Annotated in this window: 15 protein-coding genes and 1 pseudogene; 4 read left to right on the top strand and 12 right to left on the bottom strand. The window is 53.8% G+C overall.

From position 1 onward, the window contains the following. Positions 1 to 211: pseudogene (locus GTP27_RS24095) on the top strand (IS4 family transposase); the annotation flags it as partial. Positions 212 to 338: 127 nt separating this feature from the next. Here the strand turns inward: GTP27_RS24095 and GTP27_RS21760 are convergent. The 6 genes from GTP27_RS21760 to GTP27_RS24295 form a co-directional block, all read right to left on the bottom strand. Continuing rightward, a complete protein-coding gene (locus GTP27_RS21760; RefSeq protein WP_161041197.1) occupies positions 339 to 932 on the bottom strand; it encodes a TniQ family protein in 594 nt (197 codons plus the stop codon). Positions 933 to 960: 28 nt separating this feature from the next. After that, entirely contained in the window at positions 961 to 1,950 is a 990-nt protein-coding gene (locus GTP27_RS21755; protein ID WP_161041196.1) for an AAA family ATPase, read from the bottom strand. 27 nt (positions 1,951 to 1,977) lie between these two features. Next, complete coding sequence (locus tag GTP27_RS21750) at positions 1,978 to 3,963, bottom strand: TnsB C-terminal domain-containing protein (protein ID WP_161041195.1); 1,986 nt, start codon at positions 3,961 to 3,963, stop codon at positions 1,978 to 1,980. Beyond that, the gene (locus tag GTP27_RS21745) at positions 3,960 to 4,580 is read right to left on the bottom strand and encodes a hypothetical protein (RefSeq protein WP_161041194.1); all 621 of its coding nucleotides are present in this window, start codon (positions 4,578 to 4,580) and stop codon (positions 3,960 to 3,962) included. Before GTP27_RS21745 ends, GTP27_RS21750 begins: the two co-directional genes overlap by 4 nt. Positions 4,581 to 5,386: 806 nt before the next feature. After that, positions 5,387 to 5,896: a hypothetical protein gene (locus GTP27_RS21740; protein ID WP_161041193.1), complete on the bottom strand. Its 510-nt coding sequence runs from the start codon at positions 5,894 to 5,896 to the stop codon at positions 5,387 to 5,389. A 7-nt stretch (positions 5,897 to 5,903) separates the two neighbouring features. After that, positions 5,904 to 8,045: an RHS repeat-associated core domain-containing protein gene (locus tag GTP27_RS24295; RefSeq protein WP_161041192.1), complete on the bottom strand. Its 2,142-nt coding sequence runs from the start codon at positions 8,043 to 8,045 to the stop codon at positions 5,904 to 5,906. 621 nt (positions 8,046 to 8,666) lie between these two features. Here GTP27_RS24295 and GTP27_RS21730 point away from each other — a divergent pair. Next, on the top strand, positions 8,667 to 8,831 hold the full coding sequence (locus GTP27_RS21730; RefSeq protein ID WP_161041191.1) for a hypothetical protein: 165 nt from the start codon (positions 8,667 to 8,669) through the stop codon (positions 8,829 to 8,831). A 30-nt stretch (positions 8,832 to 8,861) separates the two neighbouring features. Next, positions 8,862 to 9,398, top strand: a complete 537-nt coding sequence (locus GTP27_RS21725) for a TlpA disulfide reductase family protein (RefSeq protein WP_202416992.1) — start codon at positions 8,862 to 8,864, stop codon at positions 9,396 to 9,398. Position 9,399: 1 nt separating this feature from the next. On the opposite strand, the gene GTP27_RS21720 is transcribed toward GTP27_RS21725, so the two are convergent. The 4 genes from GTP27_RS21720 to GTP27_RS21705 all read right to left on the bottom strand — a co-directional run bounded on the left by GTP27_RS21720 (position 9,400) and on the right by GTP27_RS21705 (position 11,879). Further along, a complete protein-coding gene (locus GTP27_RS21720) occupies positions 9,400 to 10,350 on the bottom strand; it encodes a TonB-dependent receptor (protein WP_161041190.1) in 951 nt (316 codons plus the stop codon). A 59-nt stretch (positions 10,351 to 10,409) separates the two neighbouring features. Then, entirely contained in the window at positions 10,410 to 10,676 is a 267-nt protein-coding gene (locus GTP27_RS21715; protein ID WP_161041189.1) for a hypothetical protein, read from the bottom strand. A gap of 129 nt (positions 10,677 to 10,805) precedes the next feature. Further along, on the bottom strand, positions 10,806 to 11,195 hold the full coding sequence (locus tag GTP27_RS21710) for a DUF2946 domain-containing protein (protein ID WP_161041188.1): 390 nt from the start codon (positions 11,193 to 11,195) through the stop codon (positions 10,806 to 10,808). A 321-nt stretch (positions 11,196 to 11,516) separates the two neighbouring features. Beyond that, on the bottom strand, positions 11,517 to 11,879 hold the full coding sequence (locus GTP27_RS21705; RefSeq protein WP_161041187.1) for a hypothetical protein: 363 nt from the start codon (positions 11,877 to 11,879) through the stop codon (positions 11,517 to 11,519). Between the two features lie 539 nt (positions 11,880 to 12,418). Between GTP27_RS21705 and GTP27_RS21700 the strand changes: the two genes are divergently transcribed. Continuing rightward, positions 12,419 to 13,474, top strand: a complete 1,056-nt coding sequence (locus tag GTP27_RS21700; protein WP_161041186.1) for a WD40 repeat domain-containing protein — start codon at positions 12,419 to 12,421, stop codon at positions 13,472 to 13,474. A 186-nt stretch (positions 13,475 to 13,660) separates the two neighbouring features. Here the strand turns inward: GTP27_RS21700 and GTP27_RS21695 are convergent, their stop codons facing one another. Next, positions 13,661 to 14,590: a hypothetical protein gene (locus tag GTP27_RS21695; RefSeq protein WP_161041185.1), complete on the bottom strand. Its 930-nt coding sequence runs from the start codon at positions 14,588 to 14,590 to the stop codon at positions 13,661 to 13,663. 255 nt (positions 14,591 to 14,845) lie between these two features. Continuing rightward, complete coding sequence (locus tag GTP27_RS21690) at positions 14,846 to 15,835, bottom strand: ATP-binding protein (RefSeq protein WP_161041184.1); 990 nt, start codon at positions 15,833 to 15,835, stop codon at positions 14,846 to 14,848. Between the last annotated feature and the right edge of the window lie 8 nt (positions 15,836 to 15,843).

Raw genomic sequence — 15,843 nt, 5'->3', positions numbered from 1 at the left:
GCCGGCAGGGACCAAGCCAGTTGAATGGCGGTTGCTGACGAATCGCCATGCCAGCTCGCTCGATGAAGTCAATGAATTGATTGATTGGTACAGGGCGCGTTGGGAAATCGAGATGCTGTTCGATATCGTAGTGGAAAGCGAAAGTGTCACTTTTGCGACGGTAAATGTGTCAATCCATCTTTTCAGAGTCGGGAAAGTTGAAATTCTTTAATATTTTCAACGACTTACCGAATTTGGAAAGCAATTGTGTCAACTGGAATGCAAGGAAAGGAAATGTGTCACTTCCTTGGCGCCGAAAATCGGCACCGATTCGCATCGTCAGCGTCATATCGATACGATCAGAAATACGCAAAATAGCTCCATCGCAGCCGCGTGATGGCGATGCGCGCCTTCTTGTTGAATGGACGCTTGTTCCGCGGCGAAACGGGCGGCGATGCGCCATATAGGTGGCCACAGTTTCCGCATCGGTAGGGCGCGTCGAGCAGGGCTACGTTGAGTCGGTAGGGCGCCTTGGCGCCGCAAGTGCGACAGGCGATTTCCAGCGGGTCGCCATGCACCGGGCAGCATTTGTTGGTGCCGACCTGATGCACCACACTGTGATAGCCACGGCACAGGCATTTCCGGCAATACCGGAAATGGTTGCCGGCGGTGGCCTGCAACGCATCGGGGAGCACAGAGTCCCACACCAGTTTGAGCGGTAGCCCCAGGGTGAGATGTAAGCGGCACAGGTCGACCTCCGAGCGGCATGCCGCCACGCCCTCATATGGGTCAATGTCAGACTTGGCCAACTGCGTGGTGATCGCCTGACCGGATAGCCGGTTCATCCTGGCTAGCTTCCACAGGATGGACACGATCGATTCAAACGGATCGAGCCATTTCGGGTCGAACACGTAGCCGAAAGACGGCGTCAGCGCGCGCTCGTCGAACAGCATGATGGGCAAGCTCTTGGCCTCCATGGCATCACGCGGCGCTGGACAGTTCCGACAGGCTGCAAGTGGTCGCCACCCGAGCCTGGACATAGCCGGAACTGCGCACCGCCTGGATCCACAACTGGGCCGACGGCCGGTAATGCGCAGCGTCCTGCAGCTCGCTTTCCTTGAGCACGATCTCGACGGCACGGGTGAACGATTCCATCGGAATCTCCAGTGCGCCGGCCAGCCCCGCCTTGTTGTGTATCGCGGCGAAGGCCTCCCAAAGCACTTGGGCATCGTCGACCAGGCGATATCCGGCGTCCACCGCCTGCTGCAGATAGAAGCGCGTAAAAGACCAGTCGGTGCGGCGCGGGAAATTGGTCTGGCCATAACCAATCAGGCAGGTGGCGACATCGGCGGCATTGCGAATGCCATGGAATGCGAGTTCGTCGACCATCAGGCGCGCCACAATCTGGGTCTTGCCGGCGCACTGCATGGCGATCTTGATGGCCAGCAGATCCTGCTGGCCGACGAGGATCGTGAACAGCTTGATCTGCAACCGGTCCAGATGGTCATGCACGTCGCGCAGCCATTCGTACTCGTTGTCGTCGTAACGCTGCGCCTCGTCACAAAACAGGATGACCGTCCCGCCGCCATTCTTGGCGCAGGCCTCCCTGATCTTGTTGATGAGCCGAATGCGCTTGGTCGGATTCGATCCGTGGTCCGGATCGGGGTAGCCCACGGCTTCCAGCAGATTCGAGAAGAAGGGGCCTTCGGCATGGCGCGGCTTGTGTTCAGCCTGGGCGTGGTAGGTGGTGATCTTGGGATAGGTCTCTGCCAGCAGCAGCCGCACATATTCGATGGCGCGGGTCTTGCCGATGCGCGAGGCACCGTGGATGAGCGCACCGGTGGTCCGGTAGCGTAGACAGCGCATGACGAGCTCGTGCAGTTCCTGGATGGCCGGTGTGGCGATGCGGTAGTTGCCGGTGGCGATGGGATGCAGATCGGGGGCGATGGGCCGGGGCAGTTTCAAAGACATCAGACTTCTCCTTGGCGAAAGAATCGTTTAGATGACTGTCGTGAAGCCGGAAGGGATCGTGAGCTTTAGCGGCTCGATTTTCTGAGGAGTCTGTGCCGGGAGTGCCGAATCTGTTGTCGCCGGCGGCGCGGCGGCCGGCGACACCGGCCCGGACTTTGGCGGCCCTGGCGGTGTGTTGGTCGTTGGCGCATTGGCCAGAGCGCGCATCGTTCTTTCCAGATCGCTGGCAGCGCGCCGGCTGTGCTTTGCCTTCTTCCGTTTTTCTTCGACGAAGCGGTTGATGAATTCCTGCGTGACCGTGAATGCCAGCCGCTTCTTGGCGCGCAGTTTCATGATCTCGCGGCGCAGCTTCAGGTCGTGCCTGATTTCACCCCACGCACCCTGCGCCTTGAGTATGCCGAGCTCGGATCCGTCTGAGAGAAAGGCGCGCACGCTGCGCAAGTCGTCACTGTTGTAATAGACGCGCAGATCCCTGCCCAGCAGCGCACCGCTGGCGGCCAACACCTCGCTTGTGTAGCGCACCTGGAACAGGTTGATATGCGGCCTGGTGCCTTGCGCCAGATAGCCGCGGACCCGGCAACGGTGCGCCGTCTGCATCAGGCACATCGTGCGGCGCTTCGCCTCGGGCAGCCACCAGATCATCTGTCCTTTGCCGCGCACCAGGTATTCCATCGCCTCCAGCGGCGTGCGGCCGTTCAAGCCATCGTGCGGCGTGGCGTTGTAACCAGCGATCGACGCCTCCATCAATTCCTCCATCTCGGCGAGCGACACGAACAAGCGCAGGTTGCCCTTCGGGTCGGCCAGTGCGCGGCGGAGATCTTTGGGATTCGAGCCCGTGTAGCCGGGCAGGCGGGAGGAGAGCGTGCTGGCGACCGTGCCGAAGAAACGTTCGATATAGGGCCGATCGTCGGGATGATGTGGCGGGCCGGCGTCGGCGGCGCAGCCGATGAATTCACACAATGCCGTCATGGTGTCGCTGGCCAGGTTCGCCTTGGCGTTGTCGAGCCGCATGCGTTCCCAGATCGCGTACCCCAGCTCTGGCAGTTTGCTGGATGGGAAGCCGCCCGCCGATCCATATCCGACGTCGGGCAGGGTGAACGTGCGCGGCCGGTGCGGAGTCAGCGCCTGCTCGATCGTCTTGATCACATCGTAGCGGCTGTATTCGCGCGACAGCACCAGGTGGTAACCCAGCACCGCGCGGGTGCATACGTCGATGATCACCAGCAGCCAGATGCGCTCGATTTCGAATTCCTGTTCGAAGCCAAGCGGGTCGCGGATCACTATCTTCAAGCGCACATCGAGCCGGTGTCCGTCGAATTCGACCACCTGGTAGGGACGAACGGCGCCGCGGCCGGCGGCGCCGGGCATGCCCTTGAGATGCGTGGCGCCGGCGGCGCGCGCCGCGTCACCGAAGTTGGTGAGTATTTTCGCCGTCACGTAGGCCGACAATGATCGGATGCCCATGCGATCCGTGTCCAAGGGATAGTCGGCGGCCGTGATACCGACGGCCCTGCACTGCGAAAGAAAACCGGCATGCAGTTTGCCTAGTCCACTCAACCTGGTCTTGAGCGGGCCATCGGTACTGACCTGGTGTAGCGTGACGGCGCGCTTGCGAATCTTTTGCGTCAGCCATTGCGCCAGCGGTGGATGCTGTTCAAGCAGAAACGCGAAGGCGCCGCCCAATCCGCCGCCGCTGGCGGCGGCGTGAGCACTTCCCAACGGCGCAGTGCGGGTATATGGCGCAATGCGTTGGTACTTGAGTAGCGCCGGAAATCCAACAACTCGGCCATCCGCATCGATCTTCAGGCAACGATCAAGCAGGAAATAGAGCTGGTGTCGGTTGATGCCTGTCCGCTCTTCAATCAGGCGTATGGCCTCTCCTTCGGCATACAGCTCAATTGCTCTCCGTCTTTTGGAAAAAATGATGCGCTGTGCATCGGAGAGGGCATTGAAATCAACGTCTGGCCAGATACCGATGTCGATGCCATGAAGGTCTCTGCGTTGACGATTCATGATAGCGACCTCACCGGGTGGATTGAAGTCAAGAACGAAAGTTCTTCCGCGTGCAGCTGCGGAGCCTGGAGTTTTCCAGCATGGAGTAAGCAAAAGATGGCTGCTCGCACAGGCGTTGGATCACCGGTGGAAAATTCCTGCTCGATGCGGGAAAGCTGCATCGGCTCGGCTACAAATTTCAGGATCGATTGTTGGAGCGAGGGGGGGATATCTTTTCGAGAGCAGGTGATTGCCACCAGCATGCGCTGCCAGTTGTCGGTCCACATTTTGCTCGCCAAAAGTTCGGCGGGCGGTACGATGCGGACCGCCATTTCGACGCCATCGATTATCGTGCTGCGCGCCTCGCAGGCATCGTCCATGACGAGCAACGTTTCGCGGTCGCCCTGACGTACCCAGAAGTCGACTTGTAGTACCTCATCCGCGAAATTCAAGTCGAGCGGGCGTTCGCAAAATGTCTGGATTGTTGGATCAACTTCGAGACGTATCCACTGTTCAAAAACGGCTTCGCCAAAGCACTGCAGGCGCCGGCCCAGCTTCAGGCTGTACGCCTCGATCATGCGAGAGCCGGCAGGCCTTGCGCGCGGAACAGCCGATTGGAATCGTGCGGTTTTGCTCATGATTTCAGCAGCTTATCGCTGCTGCCGCATCTTCAAAGCTGCGAGTTGACGGATTTTCTTTCCGATGCTACGAGTTGACACAATTGCTTTCTTGGACGTGCCGGTAAATGTGTCACTTTCCGGCCGCGGTCAAGAGGGAAGCAAGCGTTGAAACCGGTGACACAATTGCTTTCCTCTACGACAGCATATGCAAAGTAATTATGCAAAATTGCCGATGCGCGGTTATGGTTGTCTTTTGGATATCTATACATAGGCGCTTGGAATAGCGCGCAAGCGCTAGGTTCGCCGCTCCAACGTCGCGACGCCCAGTACTCAAAGCGCCCCCCGTTTCGGTGATCACGCCGGTGAAGCGCAGCGGTGTGGAACTAGGCGCAAAGCGGGTCTCCGGCTGGTTGACATCAATTTAGTAAACTCACTTGGAAATTCTAGGATATGGCAGAATTGCTTCGCTGATGATCGAAGTAAAAATGCTAAAATATTTTACGATCACCAATAAAATCAATTAGTTACAGAAGCGTACCTTTTGCAGATTTACATTGAGTGACGGCAGCGCGCCGCGTGACCGGCTGAGAAAGGGGAGACCGACGCATTCTAAAACAGACTTATGCGACAACTATCTTGGCTCGCAGGGGTGGTTATGTCGGGCGAGTTGTCAGTAAAGAACAAAAAATCCGTATACGCGATTCTGGCTTGCAGATGCATACAAGGAAAGCTAATTTTTGCCTGTTTATTAACCTTGCCAGTGATGGCGCAGCGTGACAGCGAGCGTGGCAAGGCACATGCTCGATAGCACTGACACCGTCACTTTATTTCAGTGATTTGTAGGCGAAAGCCGACAACATGTTATCGGTGCAAGCACGCCCGGCAATACATGCGGCAATATGGCCGGTTAACGAACTAGCAGCCTTCCCCACAAAATTGAGATCACTGAGAGGCACCATTAGGCGTAGCTCACAAGTTCCGTCTCGCCGTAGGCTGATCACAGCCTCTTTCCATCGACTACCCTCCCAAAGCACGTTAGGGCTGATCTTAATTAATTCAACCCTGTCCGCCACGGTGTCACTGCAGCCAGGCGTTTCGAGCACAACACCGACTTCCCGCTTCCAATAGTTGTCGTATAGCGACCACCTGTTCCATTGTTCGTTCTGATGAGCAACAAATTTTATTTCCCCTATTCCCCTAGCAACGCACCATGCGCCGTGAGTAACTTCACATTTTAGCGGCGGTTCTTGTGGCGCAGCACTAAGAATAGGTGTCGATAGTGCGAGCGCAATGGCGCAAAACCAACGACTAACCATTAACGAAGACTTGTTCATAATTTTCTCAAAAGTCTTTAGATACCATCGATGACGGTGGCGGACGTGGTCCTGCCATTTCTCTTAATGTCTGTGCATTTGCAGCGCCAGTTACGTCCCCCATAATGTTATTGGTTGTCTGAGTTGCAGTAACCGGGATTACTTTACCGGCTGCATCAACACCTCCAGGGTATTGATCACCTGCCTTGGCAGAATGTGCCAACTCATGTGTAACGACCTTAGCATCCGCCGTTCCGCGTAAGCTAATTTTGTTTCCGCCAATTTCATTGGTTAAGGAACGACCGAGCGCTGGTCGAACTGTTATAACATTTGCGGACCCATTCACTACAGACGGAGAATTCAAGGGAACAGGAACGCCAACCGTAGTGACCTTAACGGCGACACCGCCGATCACAACATTTCCAGACAGGCGGTTGCCAACTTCTGTAGCAACTTGCGAAGAGGTGAATCTCGCGACACCTGCAGGATCAGAAATCGCAAACGGAATTTTGATGTTCACCACAGTGCCAGCTGAATTCCACGTAACCTCGCTAGCTCGCCCGTCAGGATCGATGTAATTGTACGGGCTGTTGTTGGCGTAGATGTAGCGGTTGAAGCCCCCCCCAGTCTTCATATCCGTCACCACCGGATCAATGCTCAAGAAACGCCCCGCTACCGGATCATAATAACGCTGCTGCATGTAGGTGAGCCCCGTATCAGCGTCGTTCACATGCCCAGTGAACCCAATAGTTGGGGTCGTACTACCCGTCAACGTGAGCCCGTACGGCTCATACTTGGTAAGTGCGGTACGCACACCGATTGCGTTAGTTTTAGCGATCGGACTACCCAGCGCATCTGTATGATTGTAGCTAACGGAGGTCGCGCCGGCCAACTCGATCTCAGCAAGCAAATGTCGGTTCAGGTAGACATACTTGGTATCTTTCGACGGCTTGCCACCTCCCGTCTGTGACGCCATCAGTAACTGGCCGCTGCTGCTGTATATCTGAATTAGCTTGGTACCATCAGCCGCCAGTTCTTGCACGCGATGACCAAAGCCATCGTATGTGTAAGTCTCTTTGCCTGTCGCACTCTTGATGCGATTACCCTGATCAAACACAAAAGCCTGCGTACCGCGCTGACTGATATTGCCCTGTCCATCGTAATCGTAAGAAAGGTTATAAGCGCTTACATTGCTACTAATGCTCATCAACCGATTCTTGACGTTATCGTAGTTATGCAGGCTAGTGCGCCCACCCACTGCGCTAGACGTTAAGTTGTCCAGTGCGTCATAGGCATACGTCGCTGTCCCCCACATACCAGGCGCGCTGATGTTAGTTAAGCGATGCAAGCCGTCATACACCATGTTGCTACGACTCATTCCATTGGCAGTCCCGTCGGCAATTGCCGTCACATTACCATCCTGGTCATAACTATAGGTATCGTTCAGGATACTGCCGTCCGTTGCGTTCTGCGGCAGGCCACGCGTGTTCTGGCTCAGGCTATGTACGATACCGTTCCCGTAGGTAAAACCTTTTACAGCACCATTCGGGAAGTAGCTAATGTTGCTTGCGTACGTTCCAGTCGTGCTACTGATATTTCCTGGTTGCCCCAGCGCATTCGGTGCAAACGTCACGGCTGTCGTCCCAGGAAATCCTGTGGACCCCGGATAGGTCAGCTGCGATAAATTGCCAACGTTATCGATACCGCGCACAAACTCGTACGTCACCCCACCAAACACCAGCTTCTCATTGTTCAGGATGCGGCGAGCGTCATAACTTAAGGTCCAGGCCGTCGGCGCAGCTCCATCTGTATTAACTGTCGCCAACAACCCATCCGGCGTATAGGTACGCGCGATATTGGGACTACCATCACTGAAGTTGGTGTTCTTTAGCCGATTCAGTCCATCGTATGTATAAGATACCTTCCTCGTTGCAGGCACCGACGACTGATCGCAAGCGCTTGTGCTCGGCAGCGCCAAGCCGATTGCTTTCCAACTGATGTTGTTCGCCAAATCCAGTTGTTGGACCGTAGCCCCAATCTCTGGCTCGATGGTCTTACAAAGCAGCTGATTAGCATCATAGATATAGCTGCGTGTAGCAGTCTTCCCATTGCCACTACGTGTTATCGATTGCGGCTTACCATAATTATCTCGTGCAATCGCGACATTCACGTTTTCAGGCAAAGCGACAGACGCAACTGCGACATCATCCGGGTTATCGAACGCTTGATATCCGCTAGAGGTTGTGTGTCCCGCCGGGTCTACCACTTGTGTAATAAAACCATCGAGGTAATTAGTTGTGGTATTTAATTGGCCTAATCTTGGACTGCGGGTTGCCTCACTGTGGAGCAATAATTAGAGGGTCGGCCGGGATTCGTGTAAAAAAACTCAAATACTACTGTAACCTATTGATTTAAATAAGGGCAGACGCAGAATTCGGAAAATATCGTACGCTAAGCTAAGACCTGACGAGGGCCGGGAGGGATTACGGTTTTTTTCCGCAGAAATAGGTCTAAGCCATTGATTGTATGAACAAAAACGAACTTGGTACGCTCCCCTGTTATCCGAGCATTCGAATCGGATCACTTCCCCGCATCGGGTGCGGTCGACGTGACGGAGATCTTGTCGAGGCAGTTCGTCTCGAAGGCTTCGGTATTCTTCCGCGCATCCGGCCACAACCGGATCATGTCGGTCAGCGATCAGCGCCTGAATGATCGGGCATCCAATCACTGGGGCCGCCCACATGCGCTACACTTTCGCTGCCTTGATCTACTATTTATTAAGGAGCACCTCATGAATAGCGATAAAAGTTCAAATGAAGTTCACCAGCAATCCAATGTTGGTGATTACATCCCACTCTCCACGATGCACGTCGCACTACCGGCAGCCGTGGTCAATCGAGTTCTTTGGAAATTAATTTGCGGGTTAGACAAACCATCTCACGGCGATGGTAATTAACAGACTCGCCTTATCGTGATGATGGTAGGCATGCGGGAACCACAAAAGGTACAATCTTTAGCTATGATCTTCCGATACCTACTTCTTGCTTGCGCATTGACGTTCACCTGCAATGCCTATGCTGCCGATTTGGCTGTGGGTAAGCCTATGCCGATAGTTGAGGCGACGTTACTTGACAGCGCCCAGCACGTCAAAATAGGCCCAGGCAGTGGCAGGGTGACAATCATCAATTTCTGGGCGAGTTGGTGTGTGCCATGCCGCGTTGAAATGCCTGCAATCCAGGCGTATTACGACAAGTACAAATCACAGGGGCTGGAGGTGCTGGCAATTAGTATGGACGACCCGCACGATGTGGCGGATGTGCGCAAGATCGCCCAGTCTTACAGTTTCGCTATCGCGCTCAAAACCGATTCGGACTTCAAGGGATTGGGCCGAATATGGCGGATGCCATCCACTTTTGTGATTGATCGGAACGGCATCTTGAGAAAGAACGGCCAGGAAGGCGTGCCGACCGTCGATCTCGGTTCTCTCGAAACCTTGGTGACGCCGCTCCTGAGTCAACCTTAAATCAAAACTCGAAACGTGTTCCGACGGAGACGGTGTATTTTGGCGCCAGCTGGTAGCCGTTCAAGTTCTGATAGATCGGCAACTGAATAAAGCCATACGTTTTGATCTTCTCCGTGAGGGCCACGGTGACGCCTGGACTCAGGTAAATAGTCTTACCGCCACTGTCATCCGGTGAGGCGTTCTCCCCCGAATCCTTGGCCGACACCCGGCCATTGATTTGCAGTTGGAGCGCGACGCTGTCTAAACCCATATAGCGTATGCCGAGGTTGACGTTCAACGAGTTGCCTGGTTTGTAGTCGTCCCGGCTGTTCATAGGTACCTGCGCCGTCGCTTGGGCGAAGTAGTCCCAATTTTGCGAGATAGGGGCAAACTTGAAGATGCCGACGATGGCGTCAGTCGTCCCGGTGCCTGGCTGCAAACCTCTGTCCAAAGGGGCACCCGTGATAGCACCGCCGCTGAAATTTTCCGTGTGGCTGCCAGTGGGTAGCTTCAATCCGAACTGAATTCCGAAGTTCTTCTCTTCGATCAATCCGGTATATCGACCAATCACCTTGATATCACCAAGGTTATGCGTATGCGAAGTGCCCGCGTCCGAACCGTCAAAAGCAAATCCATTGGTAGCATGCGAGCGGTCAATGTAAGGTAGCTGGACACTGACACCCCAGTTCGGCGATGCGCTGTAGTCGAATCCCGCCGTCAGGTACTGATTTTTGGTGTACAGCTCTTGCTCATGATCTGCTGCCGGCCAGGTCCCGACCTTGCCAGAGCCGCTGCGGATCTGATTCTGATTTAGGAAGTCATAACGCAAGTCGAAGCGCAAGCCAGGGCCGGAAGAAAGCCCCTGACTGTCCCAATCCGAACTGAGTGAGCAGCCGCAACTGGCGCATGCTAATGCGGCGGCGGATGGGGTTGCAATGATTGCAGCCAAAATAATTCGCACATATGTCTTCAAGGTATTCTCCGTTGTAGTAAGGAATGAGATCGTGAGCGTTGCAAAATTGGTGCGGGTGATCAGAAGCCGATAGTCCAGTCCACATCGAGGAAGTGGCCCTGGCCCGGCAACGGTCGCAATGCACTGCCTTCAGCTTGCAGCTGTAAAAGGTACTGTGATGGCTGTGTGATCAGAATCAGCCGCAAGGAGTAGGACGGCAACGGCGGCAGGCTATATGATGCGAAGTAGAAGAACGCCAGCGCGATAAAAGCAGCGGCGTTGAAACAACGCACCGTCCGCAGGACAATGACAAGCGTGTTTTGTGTAGCGATATCCGATTGGTTCATGGCAATCCTTGTTAGACAGGTTCGGATCGCCGCCAGATAAACGGCGGCAACGTGCGCCGGCAAGCCGGACTCAAACTGGAACTAGATAGGTGACCGGGTCAGCGCACGAAAGTGTGGCTGAAGGGATGGTTAGGCAAGGAAAGGAGGTGCGCGCGGATTGGACGCAGACCAGGTATGCAGGGAATGTGGCGCAGCATAAAACAGTGGCGGATAGACATCGCGACTGGCGTCAAAGGCTGCGATTACTGATAGCGAGCTTGTCAGGGTGTATGAGCCGCCCTGAGTGGTGCAAAACGCACAGTGCTCCATACCGTGTTTCATCGGGGCCGGCGCTTTGCTGCTATCTGAATCGGGGACCTTGACCAACTGATAGCCATTGACCGTACAGACTTCGACCGTATCGGTGGCGACGCTGACAGCAGCCAGCGCGTGCGAAACTGTCGGAGCAAGCGCACTGAACAGGATGGCCAACATGGCGATCCAGACGCAGAATGCATGTCGCTTTGCCGTGTTGATCATGGCGCGATTATAGCCGACGATATTCGCAGAAAATTGTTTTCATAGTATTTTGTGCGCAAGAGATTCTCTCAGTGGCTTTCCCGTGGCGATGAAGGAGTGCTTGCGATCTTGTCGAGATAGGCCCGCAACTGCTTTCCGATTTGAGAGGCGCAGCCTGCAACAAAGGCATCAGCATAGCGATTCAAAGGACCGTAAAGCTCTCAAATTGTCACGAGCTCAAATCGCCCCATCTCGGACCTTCGCACTATCTCGGACCTTCGCACTATCTCCCAATTCACCCCACTGCTACGATAGGAGCCTATTCACCAATATCTGGCTTATTCAGTTCGAGTTACTTTTGCTAACTACAGCCTCAATAGAGTTCCTAACTCCGGATAGCACCGAATCATGGCGATTTAGAATCTGCTGAGCATTCAGGAATTTTTCTGGACATAGGAACAGCATGGGCAATTCGGAAATGGCGACTCCACGGTCACCGCCACGAAGAATTTCTACCGAATACTTCAACACCGATTCGATAGCCATTTTGATTCGAGGCGTACTGCTCCCTTCTAGCGTGCTCAATATTTCATGCTCAAATTGAGAACGGCTTGGTGCGTTGAGCAAAACAGGAGCAGCAATTTGAGCCAAAGGTGCCATGTTTGGTGCGGGCTTGCGATACGCGATTAGCGCATCCAGAGCCATCAGTGTGCGCGGCCCGCCGGACTTCAACCAGGCCGACAAGCGCGGCCAGGGAACACCCAGTAGTGCTGCACCACTAGCGGATCGCCGATCTTTGAGCGCCGATCTTCGCGCTCATGTTCTGCAAACAGGCTGATCCGGTGCTTCATCATCGCGGGTACTCGCTGGGCGTGGTCGATGGCGGAATTTTACCGAGGCGCGCCAGCGAGAGGTAGGTTTTTAGAGGTCGCCATAAGTGATAATCATTGCGCTAAATTTTTTGCTTTAGATCATGCGTCTAATTCTGTCTTTACCCAAATTTCAACAGTGAGGATGGGAAAACGGCCTCGAACGATAGACTAGGAGGGGGGGGCTGGGAAATATTCCCTTTAACTTCCATATTAGTGACAATCGGAGACATTTCACCTATGGCAACTGTCTATACTTGGGTTTGCTGTGCGAAATTTCCATAATTTTTAAGGAAAGATTTTTCTATGAGAAAAAAGATAATTCGAAATACCATATCGATACTCTTTTTATTAAATTTCCAAGAAGCATATTCTATGACACTATTTAATGATCTTCTTCCGTCTGATCAGGTGAAATCGCATTTCAATTTTAAAAAAATATCTTCCATTAATATTTCTGATAGTTCTTACATTGCTTTCCAACCAAATAGCGACAATATCGCTGTCTATTTCGGAAATTCAGATATAGAGATTTGGAATTGGAGAAACTCAACAATAGTTAAAAAGCTAAAAATTCCTGACAATACAGATGGAATATTATCATCACAAAAACTAGTATTTAGCCAAAATGGTGGACTACTTGCTGCTTGTCATACATTTTCAAAAATGAGTAGCGTAGTTCGAATATGGGAAACCAATAATTGGAAAATTATTAAAGACATCGAAGATCCAGTTCCTGGTAATGGTTGTACTGCGACTGCATTTTCTCCGGATGGTACTCAAATGGCTTTAATTGGTGGCCGTAGGATTTTTGAAAAAGCATCAACGATTAGGGTATTTAATACCAATAATTGGCAAGAAATCATTAGCCTTTCCACCGTACCATTTCAGCCATATCTGGTGAAATATTCCAATGATGGCGAAAACTTACTTATCGCTGGAGCTGTTAGAAACGCTGTCGTATGGCAGGGGCCAGGGCCGCAGCCTGTTTTTGGTAACCCACAAAAACCTGATGGTGGATACTTAAGCGTAATAAATTTAGAAAAAAAAGAAATTACAAAAATAATTCAACTTTCTCAAGTTCCGGATGTCTTTGGAGCTCTTAGCACAGGAACGACATCTGATGATATTTATTTCGCAGGAGGGACGGGGATCGAGCAAATAAATATCGTGAAAGGGGAAAGTGTAGTCATCCGAAAACCTCTAACTGGATCAATAAGAACATCATTTGAGTATGCAAAAGATGGAAAATTCTCAATAGATCTCGTTTCCAGCAGAGATGTAAATTGGTTCAACATTAAAGATGAAAACAACAATAAATTAATTTACCAGAGTAAAAAATCAATGAATTGCGCAGCTCTATCACCAAACAATAAATTTATTGCCACCTGCGAAAATAATTCTGTTTCGATATTTGAAATAAATAAATAAATTTATAGAGAGAACTATATATGCGTCATGCAAAGCAATTTTGCTCAAAAATCGAAGTAAAAGTGCAAAAAAAATTTTACCTTTCGGGCTTCGACAAATAATTTATTAAAAAACAGAGACTTAACAGCATATGCAAAGTAATTATGCAAAATTGCCGATGTGCGGTTATGGTTGTCTTTTGGATATCTATAAATAGGCGCTTGGAACAGCGCGCAAGCGCCAGGTTCGCCGCTCCAATGTCGTGACGCCAAGCAAGTCGATGCAGTCTAGCCATTCACGCCACGATGCCTCCATTGCGTCGGAAAACGCCAGTAGTTCCGCGTCGAGATCATCGCTATCCGGTGCAGGCTGGCCAGCCTGCCATTCGGCGATACCATACAGCGGCAAGCCATGTCCTCGTCGTAACAGGTACGGATTGCTGCAGCCTTGCCAGGTCATGCGCCAATACAGGAAGGCGAGTACGTGAGCGTTCGGCGCAGTCTTGGTAGCATCGCCTGTCAGCAGGCACCGGCACCACCGGCGCGATGGTGGATCGCATTGCCGCCAGAGTGCATTGGCATGTTGCCAGTAGCGTTGCCCCAATGCCCGGTGTTCCCAATCGTCGCACCAGCACGCGCGCTGGCAGGTAAGCGTACGACATACTGAACCGGCCGGCAGGATCGCCGACAGCCGCTCATGCCCTGAAGCGGTCAGTGCTTGACGGCTGGTATCAATCACGACACTGCCATTACGCCACGCCGGCAGCGCCGCGCGGCGCCGCAAGAAGGCCATCCAACGCTCCAGCAAACCGAACTCGCGACCAGTGATCGCCACCGTGGTTGGAAAGCCTCCACGCGTGACCGGCAGCAGCGGCGCCGCGCATTCGGGACAAATGATCGGGCCCTGTACTTTAGATGCGCCCAAGTCATATGGCAGATGCGTCGCACAGCGCGAACAGTGCTCGCGCAAAGGTACATGGTGCAGCGGGCAGGTGCTGAGCACGCGCAACTGATGAACAATAAAATGGTAGCCCAGCCTGACGCAGATCGGGCACCTGCGCAGATACTCGGACACTAGGGGATGCAGGCATTGCAAGGCGCCGCCCAAGAACGCCTGCTCGATCCGCAGGTAAGGCAAGCCCACGCTCCGTCCCAACGTCAGCGCGCTCCGTGGCGGACGTACCTGCAGCAAGGGGTGCGCCTGCCTAGCGGGGACGCCTATCCACGCGGCCACCTCGAAAGCCGACAACGCGTTCACTGCCGCTAGCTTGGCACCCCACGCCCACGCGGTTTCGTAGGCAGCGAATAGCTGTGGCGGAAGTGTGAGCGAAGCGACCACGTTAATTCCGCTCGGTGGAATGATAAGTAAAGGCAAGTCCATGCCAAGACGGATTCAGTGGCCCACGCCGCGCGCGTTGCGCTCGACCGCCTGTTCGGAAGCGACGTAGCCGCAGTGTTTCACCACCTCGGCCCAGCGTCGATCGGTTAAATCAGCATCAAGCGCATCGCGCGTCAGGCCGTCCAACAGAACCGCCTCCACCGCACGCGAAAAATATTCCATCGGAATTTCCACATCGCCAGCCAGCGCCGCATGCTGATGCGCCGTAGAAAAGGCATTCCAGGCCAGATGCGCACACTGCTCCAGCCGTAAGCCGGCCTCGAAGGCGTATGGGAGATAATAGCGAGTAAAACTCCAACCACTGCCAAGCGGATACTCATGCTCGTCGTAGCTCCTGAGGCAAGTGGCCGCCTCCAGCGCACTGCATATGCCGCGAAAGCGCAGGGTCTCAACCATGAAGCGCTTAACGATCTGGGTATCACCCGATTCCTGGAAGTGTGTGCGCTGCTCGCACAGCCGCTCCTGGCCAAACAGGAACGTTGTCAGGCGTACGCCGCTCTGTGCCAGCTCGTCGTGGACATCGCGCAACCACTCATATTCGTGCAGAGAATAGCGCTGGGCCTCGTCGCAAAAAAAGACCACCGTGGCGCTACCATGGGATTCCGCCACCGCAAGCAAGCGATCGTGCAGGGCCTTGCGTTTAAAGGCATTACGTCCAGCATCGGGTTGCGGATGGCGTACCGCGCGCAACAAGCTAGAGAAGAACGCCCCTTCGCTGCGACTGACCTTGTACTCGGCCTGCACGTGAAAAGTCGGAACGCCGGGCAGCTCGCGGTGGATCAGCATGCGCAGATATTCGATCGCGTAAGTCTTGCCCAGCCGGCTCTCGCCATAGATTAACGCACCGGGAATCCGGTATTGCAGGCACTTCGACACCAGCTGCCAGCAGTGCTCGATGGCGGCGGTTGCGACGCGATAGGTGCGGGTAGATAGGGGATGGCGTTCTTTGGCGACGGGGCGTCCGGGTAATTTAGTCTGGTTCACAGCGTAGT

The sequence above is a fragment of the Duganella qianjiadongensis genome (genome assembly GCF_009857915.1).
In the GTDB taxonomy this organism is placed as follows: domain Bacteria; phylum Pseudomonadota; class Gammaproteobacteria; order Burkholderiales; family Burkholderiaceae_D; genus Rugamonas; species Rugamonas qianjiadongensis.
This window is presented reverse-complemented; position numbering and strand designations above follow the sequence as displayed.